The following is a 21,033-nucleotide window of genomic DNA, read 5'->3' on the forward strand; positions in this document are numbered from 1 at the left end:
CGTCCCCCGCCCCGTCTCCCGCCCCGTCTCCCGCTCGGTCCTCGCGAGGTGACGGACCCGGCGGGCCGAGGTGACGGACTCCCCGCCTCCGCGGGCCGTTCCAGCCGGAATCGAGCGCACCGGGTGCCGGGATCGGGGTGTGCGCTGACAGACTCGGGCCCATGCGGACCGAACTCACCGACACCACCTCCAGCAAGGTCGACCGGGCCCTGCTCGCCGCCCGCCGGGCCATAGGCAGCCCCACCATGGGGCTCGTGCTGACGCTCGTCGTCGTCACCGACGAGGAGAACGCGTACGACGCCGTGCGCGCGGCCTCCGAGGCGTCGCGGGAGCACCCGTGCCGCATCATCGCGGTGATCAAGCGGACCTCGCGCGGCCCGTACAAGCTCCGCCAGACCCGGCTGGACGCCGAGCTGCGGGTCGGTTCGGACGCCGGGAGCGGGGAGATCGTGCTCCTGCGCCTGCACGGGGCGCTGATCGAGCAGGCCGGTCCGGTGGTCCTGCCGCTGCTCGTGCCCGACGCGCCGGTGGTGGCGTGGTGGCCGGTCGACGCGCCCGCCGACCCGGCGCGCGATTCGCTGGGCGCGCTGGCGCAGCGCCGGATCACGGACGCGGGATCGGCCGCGGACCCGGTCGCCGCGCTGGACGAGCGGGCCGCCGCCTACGCGCCCGGCGACACCGACCTCGCCTGGACCCGGCTGACTCCGTGGCGGGCGCTGCTGGCCGCCGCCCTGGACCAGAAGCCGCTGCCGGTGACCGGAGCGACGGTGGAGAGCGAGGGCGAGAACGCGAGCGCCGAGCTGCTGGCGCGCTGGCTGGAGGACCGGCTCGGGGTGGCGGTGACCCGGGTGACGACGGAGGGTCCGGTGATCACGCGCGTCCGCCTGGAGACCACGGGCGGCGAGATCAGGGTGGACCGCCCCGAGGGGGCCCTCGCCACGCTGATCCTGCCGGGGCGGCCCGACCGGAAGGTGGCGCTGAAGATCCGCAGCGGTGCCGAGCTGATCGCGGAGGAACTGCGCCGGCTCGACGCCGACGAGGTCTACGGCTCCGCGCTGCGGCGGCGTCCGCTCCAGACCGCGCTCTCGGCGTAGTGGTTGTCGTACTTCTCGGAACTGTCCTTGATGTCCTGGACGGGGGCCTCGCCGGCGCTGACCCGGCCCAGGAGCCGGTAGTACTCGAAGCGGTCCATGCCGGGCGTGAACCCGACGAAGACACTGGCCGAGTGGCCGGGCGAGGGCGCGAAGGCGTGGGTGACGCCCGGCGGCACCGCGAGGAAGTCGCCGGCGGCGAGGGTCCTGATGTGCTCGCCGACGAGTACGTCGAGCCGTCCCTCGGTGACGAGGAAGAACTCGGTCGCCTTGGTGTGGAAGTGCGCGGGGGCGCCGGTCGCGCCCTCCTCGAAGGTCGCCGTGTTGCAGGTGAGCGGGGCCGTGTCGGCGAGCAGGGTGATCAGGCTGCCCGGGGCGTCGGAGACGGCTTCGGCGGTGGCTGCGCGGGTCAGGATCTCGTTCATACCTTGACTGTACGAGGATGGTTGACCGATGGCTGGGGTCAATTGGCCGCTGCTTTCACCAGTCAATTGACGTCGGTGGAGAGCCCGGCGGGAGGCCCGGAGGAGGGGCGTTCCGTGGGTCCGCCGGAGGGCCCGGCCACGGCCTCCGTGCCGGGTCATGAGCGGGTCCCGGCCGCGGTCGTCTTCCCGGAGGCGGCCCCGGACGGGTTCCCCTTCCCGGTCGCCGCGCCCGCCTTCGCCCCGGCCTTCCGCTGCTGCTTGTACGCGCGCACCTCGGCCAGGGACTCCGGGCCCGTGATGTCGGCCGCCGAGCGGTGCACACCCGCCGCGCCGTACCCGCCCGCCGCCTCCCGCCAGCCCTTCGGGCGGACGCCGAACCGCTTGCCCAGCAGGGCCAGGAAGATCTGTGCCTTCTGCTCGCCGAACCCCGGCAGCGCCTTCAGCCTGCGCAGCAGCTCGGCGCCGGTGGGCACGTCGGCCCAGACGGCCTCCGCGTTCCCGCCGTAGTGCTCGACCAGGTGCGCGCACAACTGCTGCACCCGCTTCGCCATGGACCCGGGGTACCGGTGCACGGCGGGCTTCTCGGAGAGCAGGGCGGCGAACGCCTCCGGGTCGTACGCGGCGATGACGTGCGCGTCCAGGTCGTCCGCGCCGAGCCGCCGCGCGATCGTCCACGGCCCCGAGAACGCCCACTCCATCGGCACCTGCTGGTCCAGCAGCATGCCGACGAGCGCGGCGAGCGGGCTCCGGCCGAGCAACTCGTCGGCCTCCGGCTGCTGGGCGAGGTGGAGGGTGATGTGCTTGTCCATGGCTCCAGGGTCCCCCGCGCCCGCGCTCCCCGCGCGCGGTGCGGGCGTCGGCCCCGCGCATGCCTGCCGCCCCGCGCGCGGTCGGCGTCCCGCGCACCTAGCGTGAGAAGGGCAGGACAGAGCAGGCGCACACGACACAGGAGTCGATCGATCATGGCTGAGTTCCCTGAGGGCGCACCGTGCTGGATGGACGCGATGTTCACCGACCTGGAGGGTGCCAAGGAGTTCTACGGATACGTGCTGGGCTGGACCTTCGGCGAGTCCAGCACCGAGTACGGCGAATACACGCAGGCGTACTCGGACGGCAAGGCCGTGGCCGCCATCGTCCCGCCGATGCCGGGGGCCGACGCGCAGTCGGCGTGGTGTCTGTACTTCGCCTCACCGGACGCGGCGGCCACCGCGGAGAAGATCAAGTCGGCCGGCGGCGAGTTGCTGATGGAACCGATGCAGGTCGGCGTCTTCGGCACGATGGCGATCGCGAAGGAGCCGAGCGGCGCGGTGTTCGGCGTCTGGCAGCCGGGTGACCATAAGGGGTTCGAGAAGACCGGAGAGCCGGTCTCGTTCGCGTGGGCGGAACTCTGCACACGGGACGCGGCCACGGTGGACGCCTTCCTTCCCCAGGTCTTCCCGTACCGGGCACGGCAGATGGAGACCCCCGGTCCGGACGGCGAGGGGATGGACTTCAAGATCTTCAGCCTGGGCGAAGGGGAGAGCCCGGTGCTGGGCCGGATGACGATGGGCGAGGAGTTCCCGCCGGAGATCCCCGCCTACATCCAGGTGTACTTCGCGGTCCCGGACTGCGACGAAGCCGTCTCCAGGGCGAGGCGGCGCGGCGGGATGCTGCACTTCGGCCCGATGGACAGCCCCTTCGGCCGCTTCGCGGCGCTGACGGACCCGCAGGGCGCGGCGTTCGCGGTGATCGACGGGTCGACGCGGGTCGGGGAGATGCCGGACCTGACGTAGGGGGCGTCCCGCAGGCACGGTGCGGGTGCGGGTGTAGGTACAAGGGGGTACGGATGCGAGGCCGCCACGGCGGCCTCGCACGCATGTCCGGCGGGGAAGAATTGAACATTCACCTCACGCGGTGTGTCTGTGCGTGCGTACGCTGCGAACTTCCGGGGGCCTCCTGTCTCAGTGCTGTCCGATTCGGTCGGGACTGTTCGACGGGGCTGCCCGGGTACGGGAGTTCAGCAGGTTCGGTTCGTCGGAAGTGGGCGCGCATGAGCGTGGACAGTGACGGTGTGGAAGAACACAGCTGGTCCGTGGACCCGGAGGACGAGCAGGGCGCGGCCGTGGTCGCGGCGCTCGGCCGGCAGATGCGGGCGAGGCGGGAAGCGGTGGGGATGAGGGCCGTCGAACTGGCGGCGGCCATCGGCTACAGCGACGACCTCGTCCGCAAGGTCGAGAGCGGCAAGCGGATCGCGAAACCGGAGTACCTGGCCGGGGTGGACGAGGTCCTGAAAGCCGGTGGGCTGATCAAGGCGATGCGGGAGGACCTGGCACAGGTCCGGTACCCGAAGAAGATCCGCGACCTGGCGAAGATGGAGGCCAACGCGATCGAGATCGGCGGGTACCACACGCACAACATCCACGGGCTGCTGCAGACGGCCGAGCACGCGCGGGCGCTGTTCGAGATGCAGCAGCCCGCGTATACGGAGGAAGAGGTGGAGCGGGGCGTCGCGGGAAGGATGGCGAGGCGTTCCGTCTTCGAGCGCGAGTCCGTACCGACGATCAGCGTTGTCCAGGAAGAGGCTCCACTCCGGCGGCGTATCGGAGGCACAATGGTGTGGCGTCAGCAGCTCGAACGAATCCTGGATCTCATGCAGTTGAGGAATCTGGTGGTGCAGGTGATGCCGATCGCCTGTGAGGCCCACGCCGGAATGCCAGGAGGGATCGAGTTGCTGAAGTTCGCGGACGGTACGGCGGTGGGCCGGTCCGAAGGCGCGTTCCACGGGCGTCCTGTCACCCACCCCAAGAGGCTCCAGATACTGGAGCTGCGGTACGGAATGATCCGATCCCAGGCCCTGACGCCAGGGGCGTCCCGGGCCTTCATCGAGGACTTGCTGGGAGAGACATGATCCATACGTCTGAGCTGGACTGGTTCAAGAGCAGCTACAGCAGTAGCAGTGACATCAACGACTGCGTCGAGGTGGCGGCTGCTCCCGGCGTGATGCATGTCCGGGACTCCAAGTGCGTTGCCGGGCCGCAGCTCGCGGTCGGTGGCGGGGCCTGGGCGGGGTTCGTCTCCTACGCCTCGGAGGGCTAGAGGATGACTGGCGAGCTGGACTGGTTCAAGAGCAGCTACAGCGACAGTAGTGACATCAACGATTGCGTCGAGGTGGCGGCTGCTCCCGGCGTGATGCATGTCCGGGACTCCAAGTGCGTTGCCGGGCCGCAGGTCGCCGTCAGCGGCAGCGCCTGGGCGGGGTTCGTCGGGTACGCCTGCGACCTGGGGTAACCGTAGGGAATTGACGCGGCGGACGGTGTTTCACGTGAAACGAGGGTCGTGTTTCACGTGAAACACGACGCGGCCCGGCGAGCGGCTGCTGCTCCCGGACGCGTTCCCGCGTTCCCGGACCACTCCTCGCCCGGACTTACTTCCCGGCGGAGGGCTTCTCGGGCCTCTCGGCCTGTTCGGGAGGCCGTCCGGTCGGCAGGGGGTCGCTGTAGTGGAAAGAGGCGATCCGCTGGGCGTGCTGGGTGTTGAGCCGGTGGATCAGGAACGAGCCCACGATGATCAACAGGATGATCACGGCTGTGGAGATGAGACCGTTCATGCCCGCGCCTCCTTCGTTCCCCCGGACCCCTCCACGGTACTCCGGCCCCCGCCAGGCCGCCCTGACCGGCCGCTTCCCGCCCGGGACACCCGGAGGCGGGGTTCACCCGACCGGCCCGCTGCGGATGCCCGGGGGCCCGGTGTGCGGTCGACTGGCGGGACGTCGACAGCCGCAGGCGTACCACCGGCCTGCCCGTACGCGCGGGGGCCGAGCATGGACAGTGACACCGGGAGGACCGGCATCCCGAGGTCCGGGCGCCACCCGGGCGCCCGGATGCTGCACGGCCCGCACCGCACCATCGGCGGCGTCGAGGCGTGGACGGTCTGGCTGCTGTGCACGGCGTTCGTGGTGTGGCTGTTCTCGATCCAGACCGGGTACGGGATCGTCTCGCCCGAGATCCAGAAGTCCGCGTCCCTGACGGTCGCCCAGATCGGACTGGCCGGTTCGGTCTACACCTGGGCCTTCGCCTGCTGCCAGTTCTTCAGCGGAGCGCTCCTGGACCGCTTCGGCTCCCGTCCGCTGCTGACCGTAGCCGTCGTCTTCGTGACCGCCGGGGCCTTCCTCTACGCACGGACCACCAGCATGGCCACGCTGGTCGGCGCGCAGGTGGTGATCGCGGTCGGGGCCTCGTTCGGGTTCGTGGGTGCCGGCTACATCGGCGGGCAGTGGTTCCCGGCGGCCCGCTACGGCCTGATGTTCGGCCTCGTCCAGTCGCTCGCCTCCTTCGGTTCGGCCGTGGGCCAGCCCGCGATCTCCTGGCAGCTGGGCCACACCACCTGGCAGCAGCTCCTGAACGGCTTCGGCGCGCTGGGCGTGCTGCTGATCGTGCTCTTCGCGCTGCTGGTCCGGAACCCGTCCCCTGACCCCGGGCTCCTGGGGCCCGTCACCGCCCGTCCACCGCTGCTCCCCTCGATCCTGCGCGAGCTGCGGACCTGCTTCGCCAACCGCAACGTGGTCCTGGCCGCCCTGCTGGCGGGCGTGTCCTTCGGAACGATGATCGCGATGGGCTCGCTGTGGGGACCACGGCTGATGCAGGCCCAGGGCGCGGGAAGTTCACTGGCGGCGGTGATGAGCGCGATGTCCTGGCTCGGGGTGGCGATCAGCGCGCCCCTCTACAACCTGCTGTCCGACCACTGGCACGACCGCCGCACCCCGGCCGTGGCCGGCGTCCTGCTCCAGGCGGTGGCGGTGACGCTCCTGATCTACCTGCCCGGCTCCACGCCCGGCGTCGCCACGGTGGTGATGTTCGCGGTGGGCCTCTTCGCCGGGGCGCACATGCTCGGCTTCACCATCGCGGGCGAGTCGGTGCCCGGCGCCCTGGTCGGCAGCTCGGCGGCGATCGTCAACGGAGTGTGCTTCGTGCTCGGCGGCGTCCTGGAGGCGGTGCCCGGCCGGCTGCTGCCGGACGTCCCCCAGCTCTCGGACTACCGCGGCGCCTTGGTGATCATGCCGGTGCTCCTGGTCGCCGGAGCCGTCGCCGGGCTGTTCATCAAGGACACCGGCCACCTGTCCACCCGTACCGAGGCGGCCCCCGCCCCGGACCCCGGCCCGCGCTGAATCCCGAGCCCGGCCCGCACTGAACCCGGGCCCGGCCCGCACTGAACCCGGGCCCCGCACTGAACCCGGGCCCCGCACCGAATCCGGGCCCGCACCCGATCCGGCCCCGCGCCGAGCCCGGCACCCTGCCTGAATTCCCGCCCTTTCACCCGAACGGCCCCTCCCCGACTGCGCCGGACGGCCCCGAGGGGTCGACTGGCCTGACCGCCCCTCGGACCAGCGCGGAGGTACGTGTGCCATGACAGCCGGAATGCAGGGGACCACCACGGCGGTACGAGGGCCGATGATCTGGTTCCGCGGCGACCCGTTCCTGACCAGCCGCGAGGACGCCTTCGTCCACGAGCCCGACGGCCTGCTCATCTGCGAGGACGGGAAGATCACCGCCGTCGGTGACCACACCGCCCTGCGCGCCCGGATACCCGACGGGGTCACGCCCGTCCACTATCCGGGGCACGTCATCAGCGCCGGGTTCATCGACACCCACATCCACTACGTGCAGACCGGGATCATCGCCGCCTTCGGTTCCCAGCTCATCGACTGGCTGAACCACTACACCTTCGTCGAGGAACAGCGCTTCTCCGACGGCGCCTACGCCACGAAGGTCGCCTCCGCCTTCTGTGACGAGCTGCTGCGCAACGGCACCACCACCGCGCTCACCTTCTGCGCCGTCTACCCGCAGTCGGTGGACGCCCTGTTCGAGGAGGCGTCCCGGCGCAACCTGCGGATCGCGGCCGGCAAGGTCCTGATGGACCGCAACGCCCCCGACGCGCTGCTGGACACCGCGCAGAGCGGCTACGACGACTCCAAGGCGCTGATCGGACGCTGGCACGGCAAGGGCCGCAACCTCTACGCGATCACCCCGCGCTTCGCCCCGACCAGTACCCCCGACCAGCTGGAGGCGGCCGGGGCGCTCTGGCGGGAGCACCCGGAGACGCTGATGCACACGCACGTGTCCGAGAACACCGGCGAGATCTCCTGGGTCCGCTCGCTCTTCCCGGACCGGAGCGGCTACCTGGACGTCTACGACCACTTCGGGCTCCTCGGCCGGGGCTCGGTCCTCGCCCACGGCGTCCACCTCACCGGCCGGGAACGGGCGCGCTGCGCCGAGACGGGCACGGCGGTCTCGCACTGCCCGACCTCCAACCTCTTCCTGGGCAGCGGACTCTTCCACGTCCACGACGCCAAGGACCCCCGGCGGCCGATGCACGTCGGCCTGGGCACGGACATCGGCGCGGGCACCAGCTTCTCGATGCTCGCGACGATGAACGAGGCGTACAAGGTCGCCGAGCTGACCAACTACCCGCTGGACTCGATCAAGGCCTTCTACCTGGCCACGCGCGGCAGCGCGCAGGCGATGGGCCTGGCGGACACGGTCGGTTCGCTCGACCCCGGCCACGAGGCCGACTTCGTGGTCCTGGACCCCCGGGCCACCCCGCTGCTCGCCCAGCGCACCTCCCGCGTGGAGGACATCGAGGAGCTGCTGTTCGTGCTGGCGGTGATGGGTGACGACCGTGCCGTCCGCGCCACCTACATCGCCGGCGCGCTCGCCCACGACCGTGACGCCCCCCTGGACCGTGGCACCCCCACGGCCACCGCCGCGGTCTGACCCGGAGGTCCCCATGTCGAGTCTCAGCTCCCCGGTGCCCGAGAGCGCGGGTGTCGGGCCCGAGTACAAGAAGCACCCGGGCGCCCGGATTCTGCACGGCCCGCACCGCACCATCGGCGGTGTCGAGGCATGGCTGATCTGGTCGCTCTGCACGGTCTTCGTGATCTGGCTGTTCGCGATCCAGACCGGGTACGCCGTCGTCTCCCCGGACATCCAGCGGACGGCGTCCCTGACCGTCGTCCAGATCAGCCTGGCCGGTTCCGTCTACACCTGGGCCTTCGCGCTGTGCCAGTTCTTCAGCGGCGCGCTCCTGGACCGCTTCGGCTCGCGTCCGCTGATGGCCGTCGCCGTCGCCTTCGTCACCGCGGGCGCGTTCCTGTACGCGCAGACCACCAGCATGGGCACCCTGGTCGCCGCCCAGATCGTCCTGGCCATCGGTTCCTCCTTCGGGTTCGTGGGCGCCGGCTACATCGGCGGGCAGTGGTTCCCGGCGGCCCGCTACGGCCTGATGTTCGGCCTGGTGCAGACCCTGGCCTCGCTCGGCTCCGCCTTCGGCCAGCCCGCGATCTCCTGGCAGCTGGGCCAGATGACCTGGCAGCAGCTCCTGAACGGCTTCGGCGCGCTGGGCGTGCTGCTGATCGTGCTCTTCGTGCTGCTGGTACGGAACCCCACCCCGGGGCCGGAACAACTGCGCGGGACCACCGCCACCGCGCGCCCGCCACTGCTGGCCGGCATCTTCACGTCCCTGGGCCGGTGCTTCTCCAACCGCAACGTGGTCCTGTCCGCGGCCCTGGCCGGCGTCTCGTTCGGCTCCATGCTCGCCATGGGTGTCCTGTGGGGCCCGCGGCTGATGCAGGCGCGCGGCGCGGACGCCTCCCTGGCCGCCGTGCTGACCGCCGTGTCCTGGCTCGGCCTGGCGGTCGGAGCGCCGCTGTTCAACCTGCTGTCCGACCACTGGCACAACCGCCGCGTGCCCGCCATCGTCGGCGTGCTCCTCCAGGCCGTGGCCATCTCCGTACTGATCTACCTGCCGAAGGAGACCAACAGCGTCTCGATGGTCGCCATGTTCGCCGTCGGTCTTTTCGCCGGGGCGCACATGCTCGGCTTCACCGTCGCGGGCGAGTCGGTGCCCGGCGCCCTGGTCGGCAGCGCCGCGGCGATCGTCAACGGCGTCTGCTTCATCGTCGGCGGTGTCCTCCAGGCCGTCCCCGGCAAGCTCCTCCCCGAGAACCCCGTCCTGTCCGACTACGGCGGGGCCCTGGTGATCATGCCCATCCTGCTGCTCGTCGGCGCCGCGGCGGGCTTCTTCATCAAGGAAACCGCCCAGCCCGGTTGAGGCGGTTGGGTCGCTTCCCATGCGGCTGATCGCGACGTCATGAGGGTTCAACGCTCGTCGGAAAGAGCTTCGTTCAGTCCGCGCGCGTCCACACGGTAGAGGCCATCGATGATGGCGAGGCACTGGGCCCGGATCGCAAGATCACCCTGCCGGTACAGACGCAGCACCGTCTCGATCAGGTACCGCTGAATCAGGGCGTACCCGCGGCGTCCCTCCCTGCGGCCTTCTTCCGAGACCGCTGCCAGTTTCTGACACGCCTCAAGCGTCTGGGAGGGCAGCCGCAGTGTCGACCGGGAGAGTGACTGAGCCAGGGTTTCGGGGTGCTCGGAGAAGGCCGGGCTGGTGAGGAAGGAACCGATGAGGTCATCCGCGATTTCCGGTGGCATCGAGGCCACAGCGCGCATGGAGCGTGCTGCCGCTTTACGCACCGCCGTATCACTGTCGTGGAACATGGCCCGGAGCAGCGGTGCGCCATGCACGGGATCGCCGGCAGCAGTCTTGGCGGCTCCCTGACGTGCCGCCGCGGTGAGTGCGTCCGGTCCTACCGGCAGGCAGGGGACCAGGCGTCCTTGCATCGCCAGGACGGACCAGGTCGCTCCAGCGTGTCGTGCTGCTCCTACGGGGCCTTCGAGCGCCCGGATCAGTTCCGGTGCGAAGCGCTCTGTGTCGTGGAGCAGGGCCCAGGTGAGCAGCGTGTGGGTGGTCTGAGCATCGTGGATGTCCACCGGGGCTGCGGTGAAAAGGCGTTCTGCGAGATCCAGGGCGTCCTCCGGAGCATGGTGTATGAGTGCGGTCACCGGCTCCGCGGCGCACACCCGGACGGCCATGATCGGGTCCTGGACAAGCCGGTCGATCAGTGGGAGGAGAGCCCGTACAGGGGCGTCTGCTGCCCGGAGGAGAGCGCCGATGGCGAGGGCAGCCTCCCCCCGTGTGGAGTTCATCCCCGCTGTCAGGAGGTCCCCGTCGTAGTACTGCCCCCCTGAGCCCGAATCGGTTCGCGCCGATTCAGAAGAGGGATCGGGATCGTCGACACAGCTGTGCAGCAGGCTGATCGCGGCAGGGTGCGCTGCGGCTTGCGGTGCTGCGGTGAGGATCGCCCTGCAAATGACTCGGCCTACGTGCTCCCCGGCGAGGCGGCGGGCATGGGCGCAGAGGTCCAACAGGCTGCTGACCTCAACCTTCCCGGCGACCCCGTTGATCAGGGCGCTGAGCGCAGGCAGCGGGATACTTTCGTCGAACGAGTGACCCAGCCGGACGAATCGCTCCGGTTGGCGACTGGCCAGCGTCTCCAGCAGGGACGCCAGTTCGGTGGCTCCGCCCGTCGGGAGGTCCCCGCTCCAGTCGATGCCTTCCTTGGCGTACTTTCTCAGTGCGCTCAGCCAATGGGCATCCGTCATGCACTCCCCGGCGGACGAGGCGATCGGGGGTCCGACCCAGTGGGCCTCCTCATGCCGAGGCCCAGTCGGGGGGTACCGTGCGAACTTGCGTTCCAGCTCGCCGAGGCGTCTCTCCACCTCCGGGCTTCGGCGCCTCTCATCTACTGCTCCGAGAAGCACGTACTGGGTGCGTCCGAACAAGTAGCGGTGCTCCGGGTGACGCTCCCAGCTCGGGTAGTGGCGCAGGAGCATCCGGACGAGCCGGATCAAGGTGTCGTCCCGGCAGTCCCGCGTCGCCTCGGCGATGAGCTCACGCGAAGCCCAGCACGCGCTGTCCGGCCAGCCGAGACGCAAGTGCGCGGGGTCCGACATCAGCCACGCGAGTGCTTCGTCCGGGCGATTCCACACCGTATAGGTCCGGCAGGCGAGGAAGCTCAGGGCCCACCCGCCACTCGCTGCCAGAACGGCTGCCATGGCTTCTGCGACAGCAGAGGGATTCTGCTGGGCCAGTGCGCGTAGGGCGTTATGTGCCGCTGCGTACAGACCTTTATCGAGGTCGGAATCGAACGGGGAGGGGGGATGGGACCACCGGGGGTACAGCGTGTCCTTGTCCGCACATGCTGTGTGGCTCGCCTCAGCTACGGCGATCACGAACGGCAGAACGTGGTTGAGCACTTCCCCAGGGGCCGCTGCGGCCGTTTCGGAGACGAGGGTGCCCACACGGGAGCCTCCGAGCATGGACAGATGATCGGAATCGAACGGATCACCGTGCCCGGCTGCTACGGCCCGCTGGAGCCCCCGTGCGAGGAAGGCTCCCAGCAGGCGGGTCGCGGAGGCCGCTTCCTCCTCGGCGAGTTGTTCGAAGATGTGCCAGAAGTCCACATCGGCGCGAGAGGTCCCGTCAGGTCCTCTGTCGAAGTCGCCGCGGTCGATGAGCGTGCGGACCAGGTCCACGGAGAGCGCCGAAGGCCACTTGCAGACCCAGTCGAGGAGACGCTGACGCCATGGTCCGTCGGCGTCCGAGTACGGCTCGACGAGTTCCAGCACACGCGCGGGACGATGAGCGGTGCACCATTCCAGTTGTGGGAAGGCCAGAGAAGCCAGTTGGGGAGTGACGAGCCACTGTTCCCACCTCCCGGTGTCGGCGGCATCGAACCACGCGGGCAGGGCCAGCAGGCCACGCAGCTTGCCTGCGGTGACCCCCTCGCCCCACGCGAGGGGCTCCAAGACAGCCCAGTCCACGCTCGTGGCATCGAGTTGTTCGAGTACGGCGAGGACGACGAACCGCAGATGAGGCCGGACCAGGTCCGACGTGAGCAGGCGGACTACCGTGCGTCTGAACTCCGCCCGGTCCGTGTCGCGCAGATGTTCCAGCACCTGTCGGGTCTGGGCCCGGCGGAACAGCGCCTGACCGCTCGTCGCGAGGAAGTCGTGGAGATCTTTACCTGACAGGACGAAGGTCCTGGCGAAGAGGTAGTCGAAGTACGTCTCGTGGAAGAATCCGATGCGGTCGTTGTCCGCATGGAGCAGGACCCCCGCCGAGACGAGTACGGCCAAGTCGGTCCTGGCGAAACGGTCCAGAAGCGCATACGGGACAGTGACGGTCTCGCGCCGGCTCATCTCATCGACCAGCTGGCCGGTGATGTCCGGCCACGCATCAGGGGGGAGAGACCGCTCGATCTCTCGTCGGGACTCGTCTGTGTACTGGGCGTAGAGCTCTTGCAGGCTCCGATACGACGTCGTCCGTGCCTTCTCCGAAAGTCTACTGAAGACCGCGAGATGCAGGGGGGTGCGGAGGAGGCCCAGGGTGTTCCTGTCGAGTGTCTGCGGAGATGTACCACCCGCTTCGAGGACGGTCCGTACAGCCTGATCGTCGAGAAGTCCCAGCCGGAACCGCTCGGCCGTTCCCTCCTGACCGACCAGGCTCGTCAGGCGTGGGTCCTTCTCGACGTCGATGGTCCGGGCTACCAGGACGACCCTGATGTTCGGCGAGGCGCCAAGCGCCTCCAGCATGTCGTCCACGGCCTCGAAGACATCAGGCATCCGGCCGCTGTAGCTGCTCGCGGCATCGAGCTGGTCCACGAGGAGCAGCGCAGGAGCACCGTTCGCCACCCGGGCGATCAGCATGGCGGGAGAAGCGGGGAGCCCCAGCCGCCGCCCCACAGCCTCGGCAGTCCGGTCGTCCGCCTCCACCTCGTCCATCCGGAAGGGGAGGACGGGCCACCCCCGGTCTTCCGCCATGGTGATGACCTCTCCCACCACCGTGGATTTCCCCATGCCCGCGGGCCCCTCACACACGATGGTCGTCGGACTGTCCACCGCGATCAGACGTTCGAACAACTCTTGCGCATGGGGGCGAACGGCCAGGCCGAACGGTGGCCGCACCCGGACTGCGCGCCGCAGGAAACGCCGTTGTGCCGCGTGAACGGCTCGCCGATCGGCGTCGGTGGTGTCCGGGCGGTGAGGAGTCTCCTCTCCGGGCTGATGCGGGCCGACGTACACGTACTGGGTCAAGGAGCCCACGGCAACGCTGTGGTCGGATGCCTGAGCGGTACCTGACAGGCCAGCTGCCGCAGTGCCTCCCGCGACGGAGGGAAGAACACCGTGATCGGCGTGATGAGTAGGGAGTGGGCCCGAACGCCCCGGTCCGCTCAGCCCTGTGGCGGAGCCGGGACGGAAGGGAAACCGACGTGTACGTCTCCGTTCACCATGCCTGCCGCGACCGAACTGCGGTCGGCCTGGATACGTACGTTCTGACCGGCGATGACGCTGGGGCCAGTGGTCGCTCCGGTGTTTCCGGTGGAGTGATCACGTATGAGACGCCGCAGGTGCGCTGCGGCCGGATCGCGCTCAGCGGTACCGAGCCGCTCCAGCCGGGCGATGAAGCGTTCCTGCCAGACCACCGCGTGGCGGGCGGCGACGGTCCGGGCTTCCGCGTCGCCGACCGCCCGCAGAGCAGCAGCGGTTTCCGTCAGGTGGGCCAGCTCCGACCGTTCGGCCTGCTCGCCGTCCCGGGCGAGCCAGGAAGCCACCTGCTGCCGAAAAGGCGGCCAGAGATCGGTGCCCGCCATATCCACGACGGCAACGCCCGCCTCTGCCGCGATCGTGCGCAAGGCTTCTGACAACACATGTCCCCCCTGGTCGGTTCGTGGCCACGATAGCCAGTCCGTTCGCTCGGGCGGGGGTATTTCGCGGGAATCGGCGGATGTGGAACGGTGCCCTGTCCTCCGGGAGTGCCGCTGCACCGTTGCGACCTCAACGGATTCCCACAGCCCGACGGCCGGTGCCCACAGACAACACGGACACGGACGCGTGCATCGGCTCGCACAGCTGTGAAGAAAGAGGAAACATGAAACTTCGATTTACCCGGCAGAACAACGCCTGGTCGTGCCAGAATCTTCGGCAGAGGCGGCCGTTGGGTGGTTTGGTGACCCATCAGGAGAGTGCGGAAAGGCAGGTTATGGACATCCCGTTACGTTTTGGTGCGGAGCTTCGTCGGCTGCGTGAGGGTGCGGGCATGACGCTTGAGCAGTTGGGTGAGGTCACGAGCTACAGCAGAGGGCATCTCTCGAAGATCGAGCGAGGGTCCAATCCCCCTACCATGATTCTTGTCCAGCGCTGCGATGCCTATTTCAATGCCGGTGGACGACTGCGGAAGACGTTCGCGTCCGAGGTGGAGTCCGCGGCGAAGAAGTCGAAGCCGGCGCGTCGGCAGGTGATTGCCACAGGGGTCGGCTCGTTGCTCGCTACTCGTCTTCCGGAGGGCGGGCGGCCCGACCATGTCAATGACAGGGAGTTGCCTCCGGGCGTTCTCTACCAGGACCAGCTGCACCAGATGAAGCAGTTGGGGCAGAGCCTGACACCCTCCGCGATACTGCCCGTTCTCCACTCGCAGGCATCTACCGTGATCACGCTGGCTTCTCGTGCCACCGGCCCTTTCCGGGCCGGTCTGCTCGTCACGGCGTCCCGGTTTGCCGAATACATCGGGTGGATGGCTCAGGAGGACGGTGACGAGGAGAGGGCGCTGAACGCCACCGCAGAGGCGGTCGAACTGGCCCGCGCCGGCGGTGACGAACACTTGGCGGACTACGCGCTGGTGCGTCGCGCGCTCGTCACGTACTACAACGGGGACGCGGCCCGGACCATTGTGCTCGCGCAACAGGCGCAGCGCAGTGGCGCACCTCCCCGGATCAGGGGTCTGGCAGCCCAGCGGGAGGCTCAGGGACATGCGCTCGCGGGCGACGAGAAGGCTTGCGGGCAAGCGCTGGACCGGGCACGTGATCTCCTGGCCGTGGAGGAGGACGAGCCGGGCAACCCGGTTCTCGGCACCACGCAGGTGGCGGACCCCGTCTCCATGGTGACGGGATGGTGTCTGTACGACCTGGGCCGCCCCGGGCAGGCAGCCGCCGTTCTGGAACGGGAATGCCGGCGCATCGCGCCGCACGCCCTGAACACCCGGACGCGGTACGGACTCCGGCATGCCTTGGCGCTGGCAGCCTCGGGCGAGGTCGAGAGATCCTGCGAAACCGCTCGGGAACTGCTGGCTTTCATGAGCGTCATGCACTCCGCGACTGTGCGAACGGACGCACGTCGGCTGGACCGTGAATGGTCACGGTTCCAGGGAAACCCTGCGGTGCGCAGACTTCGGCCCGCACTGGCTAATGTGCTGACCGCCGCCGGCTGACCGCCGCCGGTTGGCCGCTGACTCCCCAGCGATGTGAAGTCAGCTGAATATCGCACCATTTTTTTACGCCGGGCCGGGATCAATTCTCGCCCGGTGGTGATCCTTCATGCCTTCTGTAAGCGGAATGGCGACCGGCATTTCGATGCGGGAGGCAACGGCTCACGATGCACTGTTCACCTGGCCGAACGCGTCACACAGGACGGAATCCCTGCATGCCTTTGATTTTTGTTAATTACCGGACCAACGACGAAGAAGCAACCGCCACGCTCGTGGACAGGGAGCTTTCGCGAGTATTCGGTAACGAGAGCGTATTCCGGGCGAGCAAGTCCATTGGTCCGGGGAGCCGCTTTCCTCAGGAACTGCTCACCGCCGTCCGGCGCAGCAGCGTTCTGCTGGCCGTGATCGGTCCCCGATGGCTGGAGGCCGGGAGCTCCGGCGGGCAGAGCCCCCTGGAGGACGAGGAGGACTGGACCCGTCGGGAGATCTCCGAGGCGCTCGAAACCGGGGCAGTCGTCATCCCCCTGCTGGTCGGGGGAGCGAAGCGGCTTCGCCACGAGGACCTTCCCGCGGAGATTGGAGACCTCGCCGACTGCCAGTACCGCAGGCTCAGCCACCGCAACGCGGATGCCGACCTGATGGGGCTGGCCGACGACCTCGTAAAGCTGTTGCCCGAACTCGCCGCCGCCGCAAGGAGCAACGGGTACCGGTCCCCCTCGGTCCCGCCGGAGGAAGCCACGGACGGGGCCACAGGCGCGCGGGTGAGGGCCAATGTGATCAAGCACCGTCAGCGCGGGGGGATCGGCAACCTCAACGGTGACTTCTCCGGAACTTTCGTCAGCGAGCCCCAGGGACCGGTCCACACGGGGAGCGGTCCCCTCTACCAGGCGCGCGAACAGCACCTGGGCCCGCGTATCTCCAGCGACGGAGGCACCGTGAACTACGTGGCCGACAACCACGGGAGCCTGAACCAGGGTACGGACCGGAACGGACGGCCCGTGGACGGGAAGCGTTGACCGGTCCAGGCGGCACCTCGATCAGTGATCCACGGGGGCCCCTGCACAGCGGCGCCGGGGCTCAGTACAACTACAACCACAACTACAACTGGTCGATCGGTGTCGAAGAACAGCTGGTGAGGCGCGGCGCCGCGAGGCTGGAAATCGTACGGGAGCACCGGCTCCGGCTCACCAGATGCTTTATCCGGCCACGCGGCTACAGCCGAGCCGCCGACCGGCTGACGCAACCGGGCACCGTGGTGATCCTGGACGGGCTGCCGGGGTCGGGCCGACGCGCGGCGGCGACGATGCTGCTGGAGGAGACATCGGTACCCGGCGGCCGGATCGAGGAACTGCCGGTGAACCGGGAGGAAGGCGTCCCGGACCCGTCGCCCGACGACCGCTACCTGCTGGACCTCTCCCGTGTGGGCGACGGCGACTACCCGGCTGCGCAGCGGACCCTCATGCTGTACCGGTCGATCGTCGAGAAATGCGGTGCGCGCATGGTCGCCGTGGCTCCGGCCGGTCTGGAATGGATGCTCGACGCGGACCTCGCTCCGCTGGCCGTGGGCCTCGGACGACCACGTGGACGGGCCGTCCTCAGCAGGCATCTGCGGGTGCGGGGCGTGCGGTTCGCGTACGAGCACCTGGCCACCGATGAGCTGACCCACCTGTTCGCCGCGGCCCCGATGAGGGAGCTCGACCGCTTGGCGGAACTGGTGGTCCAGGCACGGGACAGTGCCCGGTACGGTACGGACTTCGCGGACTGGCGGAACGAGGCGGTGGCTGCTGCGACCAACTGGTCGCAGCAGGTCGCAGGGCAGCTGCGGGAGCACTCCGGGGGCCGGGAGCGTGCTCTGCTGCTCGCTGCCGCCATGACGCACGGCGCGGCGGCGGACACGGTTCTGGGCGCCGCGCACAGCCTCCTGGAAGTGCTGCGGTACCCGAAGGACGAGACGCCGAGATTGGTGCAGGAAGGACTCGGCGAACAGTTCGAGAAGCTCTCCCTGGTCCGGGAGGACGACGGCCGTGTGAGATTTGCCAGACTCGCTTATGACAGCGCGGTCAGAAGGCACTTCTGGGAGAACTTTCCCGAACTCCGCCGGGGTTTCCGGGACTGGGTCATGCAGTGCATGGCACTCCCCGAACTAGGCTCGGAGGACCGGGCGCGGCTCGCCGACCGATTCGCGGAGCAGGCGCTCTCGGTCGGCAGGGCGGATGACCTGTACCTGCTCATCGAGAAATGGACAGATCCTTCCGCAGGGGGGCGGCTGCGCGCCGAGGCCGCTGCGGTACTCGAACTGGGTCTCAGCCACGAGCAGTACGGTTCACGGTTCCGTTCCCGTGTCTACCAATGGGTGACAGCATCGCGGCTCCCACCGGATCTCGCCCGTGTGCTGACGGACGTCTGCCGCCATGTCATAGCGGTCACCCACCCCGAACAGGCCATGGTCAGACTCCGCCATCTCGCGCTGAGACGGGACAACCCCGAGGTCACCGCGCTGGCAGCCCGTACAGCTCTGCTGAAACTGGCCCGGGGCAACCGTCGGATGTACACACGGTTGGTGCACCCCCTCCTCCAGAAGGCGAGGTCGGACGAGCGGTGCATGGACGTACTTGTGGCTCTGCTGGACCCGTCCGGAATGGGCATCGCCCCTCCCTGGCAGGAGTTCGCGCTGGCCTGGCGGACCGTCATGGCAGGCCGGCCACCGGCCGTCTGGACCCCAGCCGTACGGAGATGGCTCACCTTGGTCGCGCGACGGCAGGCGAGTGACCAGGTTCTCACCGCGCTACTGCTCGCCGCTTCGGGCGACCGGGCTCTGCTGGACCAGCTCTATGTGACGACCTGCGACTGGTCCGACGAGCGGCCTGCCGAAGCCGGGCAGCAGACGCTGGGCGAGAGCGGGACGCACACGGCCGACAGGTTCTGCCGTGAAATCGACCTCGCACAAGGAATCGGGAGCGCCCCGTCCGGTCCGGGCGCACGAGTGACCAGGGATAGCACATGAATGTCCATCACCTCACACGCCTTGTGTCCGCCGTCATCATTGCCGCCGTGCTGATCGTGGGGGCTGTGCTCGACTGGCCGAACTGGTTGTGGTTCCTGCTGCCGACGCTCGGTGCCGGCGCTTTTCTGGCCGACATGGTCGTGCCGCGTTCGGGGGGTGCCCATGCCAGGCATGCTGCCGAGCCAGACGAAGCCGCACCGGAACCTCCGGCCGAGCTCCCCTACCAGGAGACATACGTGGTGGTGGTGCCGGTCGAGAGCACCGTGGCGGACTGCCCGTTTCTCTTCTCCGCGACGGTTTCGTGGCGGCTTGTCGAAGGGAGTACTGCTTCGACGCACGGGAACCCGGCCGCTCTGGCCGCGACATCCGTACTGCAGCGCGTGCGGAGAATGACATCGGCGGAACACCCCAGTCGGTGCGCCTTTCTGGAGCGTGAGCTGGAGGGTTTCCTGGGTGCACCGATGCCTGACTACGCGGGGCTGGTGTCCGCGTTCGCCACGGACATCAGACTCGTCCTGCGGCAGAGGGACCAGGAACATCTGGAGGAACTGGACGGACTACGCAAAGCCATGGATACGTGGGAGAGCCGCCGGCAGCACGAGCGGAGTCTCCGCGAGTACCTCGGCGAGGACGTCCTGCAGAGTCCCGGCAGCGCGGTGGTGTGGTGGATGGCCCGGCACGATGACCAGATCGAGCGCGCGGTGGAGATGATCGCCCCCCTCACGGTTCTGTCCGCCGCAGCCAACGACGAGGAGATCCCAGAGGCGTACCGCGATCTGTTCAGGGCGCGCGAGAGCATGGCCGGGGAGGAGCCTAGTGGCGGGTTCGACCACCCGGAGCCGATCGGCGAGGAGGCTCCGCCGCCCAGCTGGCCCGGCCAGGGGAGGGCGGGGCACCAGCCACCGATCGATACCCTCTCCGTCCTGCTGGACGAGATGGGGCTCGCCGAGGGAACGACCGAGCGTGCGGTGTTCCTGTACCGCCTCGCTGGGATCTCCGACGCGGCAGGCCGGCCGGAGGCCGCGGAGAACATCCGCATGAACCTGCGCGGGGCAGGCCAGGACGGCGGGCACACCTCTGCCGGTTCGTTCGAGGACAGCGGAGAGGAGCCGCCGCCGACTGCCGGTAGCGGTTACCCGCCACCTTCGGACACCGGCCACCGGTCCGACCGAGTGCAACCGCCGCGTACCGGTGGCTGGCAGGTCACGCCCGAGGGCCTGGTGTCCGAAGCCGGTGAGCCCACCTGGCCGGGTCCTGGGGGCGCGGTGCAGGACGGTCCCGGCCGGGATCGAGAAGGAGGCGAGTGGTGAGCGTGTCGCCTGCCTCCGATGTCTTCACCCGTATCTGTGCATCCGTCGAGGAGCAGTACGTCGGCACGGTGCGGGTGTGCGGGCCCGCAGGTGCGGGCACCGCGTCGTGCGGGAACGGAGAACTTCTTTCGCTGGACGACCTCAGGTCCCGGGCCTGTAGTGGCGAATCCGGTCATCCTGAACGAACTGCCGTTTGGCGTCACATCGCGTGCCACCTCCGTGAGGAGTCCTCGGCCGGGAACGAACGGAACTGGATGCTGATCGCCGTGTGGCTGCTCGCACCTCGATTGCGTGGAGCGGCGCACTCGATCGCCCGCCGGACGGGAGCCGAGCGGGCCGATGTCGGCTCCGCACTGCTGCAAGGAGCGCTGGAAGGCGCACGGGTCATCAAGGGAGATGCTGCGGCGGATGTCGAGCAGCACCTGATGGACGCGGCGTTCGTCGCCGGATGGCGGACCGGACGACGTGGTCCGAAGGAGACCCCGGTAGGGGAATGGGACATGGTGCGGGAAGAGGGCGTGCCCCAACCCATGACCAGGACACCCAGCGGCATCGTATCCGTTGACCTGATGTCCAGGACCCTCGCCCAACAGGCGCAGGGCGAACGCCTGGGCGCGCTGGCACATCGCCTGGGTCTTGTGGCGCATGTGCGACAGGTGCGGCGGACCAGCCGGTCCCGGCCACTACGGCCACGTGGCGGGGGCCATCGCGCGCTGAGCGAACAGCCCACCCTGTTCGAGATGTGGGGGCCTGCTCATGAAGCGTCATCGTGATGAGTCCGTGCCTTTCTCGGCAGTGTTCGGTCTCCCCGCGGAGGTCGGGCTGCGGACTGCTGCGGATGCGTTGGACCTGGGCCTGACCACTGCGTACAAACAAGCAAGACGCGGTGACTTCCCCTGCCCGCTGCGAAAGATCGGGCGGACGTACGTGGTGCGGATGCCGGATCTGATGCGTGCACTGGGCATCCAGGATGTGCGGGTGCACCATGACGACTTCGAGGCAGGGGCACGGTTCGCCGACGGGAAGACCGACACCTGACGTGTAAGAAAGGACGAGTCCCT

The 21,033-nt window shown here is 69.0% G+C and carries 19 protein-coding genes; 14 read left to right on the forward strand and 5 right to left on the reverse strand.

Features of this window, described 5'->3' with window-relative positions; translation table 11 throughout:
• Positions 1-161: 161 nt before the first annotated feature.
• Positions 162-1,094 (forward strand): glucose-6-phosphate dehydrogenase assembly protein OpcA, encoded by a 933-nt coding sequence (gene opcA / locus ACIA5F_RS01830; protein ID WP_399348016.1) that lies wholly within the window; start codon positions 162-164, stop codon positions 1,092-1,094.
• On the opposite strand, the gene ACIA5F_RS01835 is transcribed toward opcA, so the two are convergent.
• Together ACIA5F_RS01835 and ACIA5F_RS01840 are read right to left on the reverse strand one after the other, a co-directional pair.
• A complete protein-coding gene (locus tag ACIA5F_RS01835; RefSeq protein WP_399348018.1) occupies positions 1,043-1,516 on the reverse strand; it encodes a cupin domain-containing protein in 474 nt (157 codons plus the stop codon). The genes opcA and ACIA5F_RS01835 overlap by 52 nt on opposite strands.
• A gap of 155 nt (positions 1,517-1,671) precedes the next feature.
• Positions 1,672-2,325, reverse strand: coding sequence for an HhH-GPD-type base excision DNA repair protein (locus ACIA5F_RS01840; RefSeq protein WP_399348020.1), 654 nt, complete (start codon positions 2,323-2,325; stop codon positions 1,672-1,674).
• Between the two features lie 153 nt (positions 2,326-2,478).
• Here ACIA5F_RS01840 and ACIA5F_RS01845 point away from each other — a divergent pair, with 153 nt between their 5' ends.
• The 4 genes from ACIA5F_RS01845 to ACIA5F_RS01860 all read left to right on the forward strand — a co-directional run bounded on the left by ACIA5F_RS01845 (position 2,479) and on the right by ACIA5F_RS01860 (position 4,783).
• The gene (locus ACIA5F_RS01845; protein WP_399348022.1) at positions 2,479-3,288 is read left to right on the forward strand and encodes a VOC family protein; all 810 of its coding nucleotides are present in this window, start codon (positions 2,479-2,481) and stop codon (positions 3,286-3,288) included.
• 257 nt (positions 3,289-3,545) lie between these two features.
• Positions 3,546-4,403 (forward strand): helix-turn-helix domain-containing protein, encoded by an 858-nt coding sequence (locus ACIA5F_RS01850; RefSeq protein ID WP_399348024.1) that lies wholly within the window; start codon positions 3,546-3,548, stop codon positions 4,401-4,403.
• Entirely contained in the window at positions 4,400-4,591 is a 192-nt protein-coding gene (locus tag ACIA5F_RS01855) for a DUF397 domain-containing protein (protein ID WP_399348026.1), read from the forward strand. Before ACIA5F_RS01850 ends, ACIA5F_RS01855 begins: the two co-directional genes overlap by 4 nt.
• 3 nt (positions 4,592-4,594) lie before the next feature.
• Positions 4,595-4,783: a DUF397 domain-containing protein gene (locus ACIA5F_RS01860; protein ID WP_399348028.1), complete on the forward strand. Its 189-nt coding sequence runs from the start codon at positions 4,595-4,597 to the stop codon at positions 4,781-4,783.
• Between the two features lie 136 nt (positions 4,784-4,919).
• Here ACIA5F_RS01860 and ACIA5F_RS01865 read toward each other — a convergent pair whose 3' ends face one another.
• The gene (locus ACIA5F_RS01865) at positions 4,920-5,102 is read right to left on the reverse strand and encodes a hypothetical protein (protein WP_399348030.1); all 183 of its coding nucleotides are present in this window, start codon (positions 5,100-5,102) and stop codon (positions 4,920-4,922) included.
• Positions 5,103-5,315: 213 nt separating this feature from the next.
• On the opposite strand from ACIA5F_RS01865, the gene ACIA5F_RS01870 reads away from it, so the two are divergent.
• The 3 genes from ACIA5F_RS01870 (at position 5,316) to ACIA5F_RS01880 (ending at position 9,601) form a co-directional block, all read left to right on the forward strand.
• Positions 5,316-6,659: an MFS transporter gene (locus ACIA5F_RS01870; protein WP_399348032.1), complete on the forward strand. Its 1,344-nt coding sequence runs from the start codon at positions 5,316-5,318 to the stop codon at positions 6,657-6,659.
• A 238-nt stretch (positions 6,660-6,897) separates the two neighbouring features.
• Complete coding sequence (gene guaD, locus ACIA5F_RS01875; protein ID WP_399348034.1) at positions 6,898-8,265, forward strand: guanine deaminase; 1,368 nt, start codon at positions 6,898-6,900, stop codon at positions 8,263-8,265.
• Between the two features lie 13 nt (positions 8,266-8,278).
• Positions 8,279-9,601 (forward strand): MFS transporter, encoded by a 1,323-nt coding sequence (locus ACIA5F_RS01880; protein ID WP_399348036.1) that lies wholly within the window; start codon positions 8,279-8,281, stop codon positions 9,599-9,601.
• 47 nt (positions 9,602-9,648) lie between these two features.
• On the opposite strand, the gene ACIA5F_RS01885 is transcribed toward ACIA5F_RS01880, so the two are convergent.
• Both ACIA5F_RS01885 and ACIA5F_RS01890 read right to left on the reverse strand, forming a co-directional pair.
• Positions 9,649-13,491, reverse strand: a complete 3,843-nt coding sequence (locus ACIA5F_RS01885) for a hypothetical protein (protein WP_399348038.1) — start codon at positions 13,489-13,491, stop codon at positions 9,649-9,651.
• Between the two features lie 137 nt (positions 13,492-13,628).
• Positions 13,629-14,090, reverse strand: coding sequence for a hypothetical protein (locus ACIA5F_RS01890; RefSeq protein ID WP_399348040.1), 462 nt, complete (start codon positions 14,088-14,090; stop codon positions 13,629-13,631).
• A gap of 347 nt (positions 14,091-14,437) precedes the next feature.
• On the opposite strand from ACIA5F_RS01890, the gene ACIA5F_RS01895 reads away from it, so the two are divergent.
• The 6 genes from ACIA5F_RS01895 (at position 14,438) to ACIA5F_RS01920 (ending at position 21,010) form a co-directional block, all read left to right on the forward strand.
• Positions 14,438-15,661: a helix-turn-helix domain-containing protein gene (locus ACIA5F_RS01895; RefSeq protein WP_399348168.1), complete on the forward strand. Its 1,224-nt coding sequence runs from the start codon at positions 14,438-14,440 to the stop codon at positions 15,659-15,661.
• Positions 15,662-15,873: 212 nt separating this feature from the next.
• The gene (locus ACIA5F_RS01900; protein WP_399348042.1) at positions 15,874-16,674 is read left to right on the forward strand and encodes a toll/interleukin-1 receptor domain-containing protein; all 801 of its coding nucleotides are present in this window, start codon (positions 15,874-15,876) and stop codon (positions 16,672-16,674) included.
• Positions 16,671-18,662 carry a hypothetical protein gene (locus ACIA5F_RS01905; RefSeq protein WP_399348044.1) on the forward strand — a complete coding sequence of 664 codons (1,992 nt, stop codon included), beginning with the start codon at positions 16,671-16,673 and terminating at the stop codon, positions 18,660-18,662. Before ACIA5F_RS01900 ends, ACIA5F_RS01905 begins: the two co-directional genes overlap by 4 nt.
• Entirely contained in the window at positions 18,659-19,972 is a 1,314-nt protein-coding gene (locus ACIA5F_RS01910; RefSeq protein WP_399348046.1) for a hypothetical protein, read from the forward strand. Before ACIA5F_RS01905 ends, ACIA5F_RS01910 begins: the two co-directional genes overlap by 4 nt.
• Positions 19,969-20,745, forward strand: a complete 777-nt coding sequence (locus ACIA5F_RS01915; RefSeq protein ID WP_399348047.1) for a hypothetical protein — start codon at positions 19,969-19,971, stop codon at positions 20,743-20,745. The genes ACIA5F_RS01910 and ACIA5F_RS01915 overlap by 4 nt, the downstream gene beginning before the upstream one ends.
• Positions 20,729-21,010, forward strand: a complete 282-nt coding sequence (locus tag ACIA5F_RS01920) for a hypothetical protein (protein WP_399348048.1) — start codon at positions 20,729-20,731, stop codon at positions 21,008-21,010. The genes ACIA5F_RS01915 and ACIA5F_RS01920 overlap by 17 nt, the downstream gene beginning before the upstream one ends.
• The last annotated feature ends 23 nt before the right edge of the window (positions 21,011-21,033 follow it).

The sequence above is a fragment of the Streptomyces sp. NPDC051567 genome (assembly GCF_044454165.1).
Classification (GTDB): domain Bacteria; phylum Actinomycetota; class Actinomycetes; order Streptomycetales; family Streptomycetaceae; genus Streptomyces.

What these genes read in the sequence shown, in the direction of transcription:
- ACIA5F_RS01910 (WP_399348046.1), top strand. Translation starts at nt 18,659, where the DNA reads ATGAATGTCCATCACCTCACACGCCTTGTGTCCGCCGTCATCATTGCC.
- ACIA5F_RS01920 (WP_399348048.1), top strand. Translation starts at nt 20,729, where the DNA reads ATGAAGCGTCATCGTGATGAGTCCGTGCCTTTCTCGGCAGTGTTCGGT.
- ACIA5F_RS01835 (WP_399348018.1), bottom strand. Translation starts at nt 1,516, where the DNA reads ATGAACGAGATCCTGACCCGCGCAGCCACCGCCGAAGCCGTCTCCGAC.
- ACIA5F_RS01855 (WP_399348026.1), top strand. Translation starts at nt 4,400, where the DNA reads ATGATCCATACGTCTGAGCTGGACTGGTTCAAGAGCAGCTACAGCAGT.
- opcA (WP_399348016.1), top strand. Translation starts at nt 162, where the DNA reads ATGCGGACCGAACTCACCGACACCACCTCCAGCAAGGTCGACCGGGCC.
- ACIA5F_RS01900 (WP_399348042.1), top strand. Translation starts at nt 15,874, where the DNA reads ATGCCTTTGATTTTTGTTAATTACCGGACCAACGACGAAGAAGCAACC.
- ACIA5F_RS01865 (WP_399348030.1), bottom strand. Translation starts at nt 5,102, where the DNA reads ATGAACGGTCTCATCTCCACAGCCGTGATCATCCTGTTGATCATCGTG.
- guaD (WP_399348034.1), top strand. Translation starts at nt 6,898, where the DNA reads ATGACAGCCGGAATGCAGGGGACCACCACGGCGGTACGAGGGCCGATG.
- ACIA5F_RS01880 (WP_399348036.1), top strand. Translation starts at nt 8,279, where the DNA reads ATGTCGAGTCTCAGCTCCCCGGTGCCCGAGAGCGCGGGTGTCGGGCCC.
- ACIA5F_RS01870 (WP_399348032.1), top strand. Translation starts at nt 5,316, where the DNA reads ATGGACAGTGACACCGGGAGGACCGGCATCCCGAGGTCCGGGCGCCAC.
- ACIA5F_RS01840 (WP_399348020.1), bottom strand. Translation starts at nt 2,325, where the DNA reads ATGGACAAGCACATCACCCTCCACCTCGCCCAGCAGCCGGAGGCCGAC.
- ACIA5F_RS01845 (WP_399348022.1), top strand. Translation starts at nt 2,479, where the DNA reads ATGGCTGAGTTCCCTGAGGGCGCACCGTGCTGGATGGACGCGATGTTC.
- ACIA5F_RS01895 (WP_399348168.1), top strand. Translation starts at nt 14,438, where the DNA reads ATGGACATCCCGTTACGTTTTGGTGCGGAGCTTCGTCGGCTGCGTGAG.
- ACIA5F_RS01860 (WP_399348028.1), top strand. Translation starts at nt 4,595, where the DNA reads ATGACTGGCGAGCTGGACTGGTTCAAGAGCAGCTACAGCGACAGTAGT.
- ACIA5F_RS01850 (WP_399348024.1), top strand. Translation starts at nt 3,546, where the DNA reads ATGAGCGTGGACAGTGACGGTGTGGAAGAACACAGCTGGTCCGTGGAC.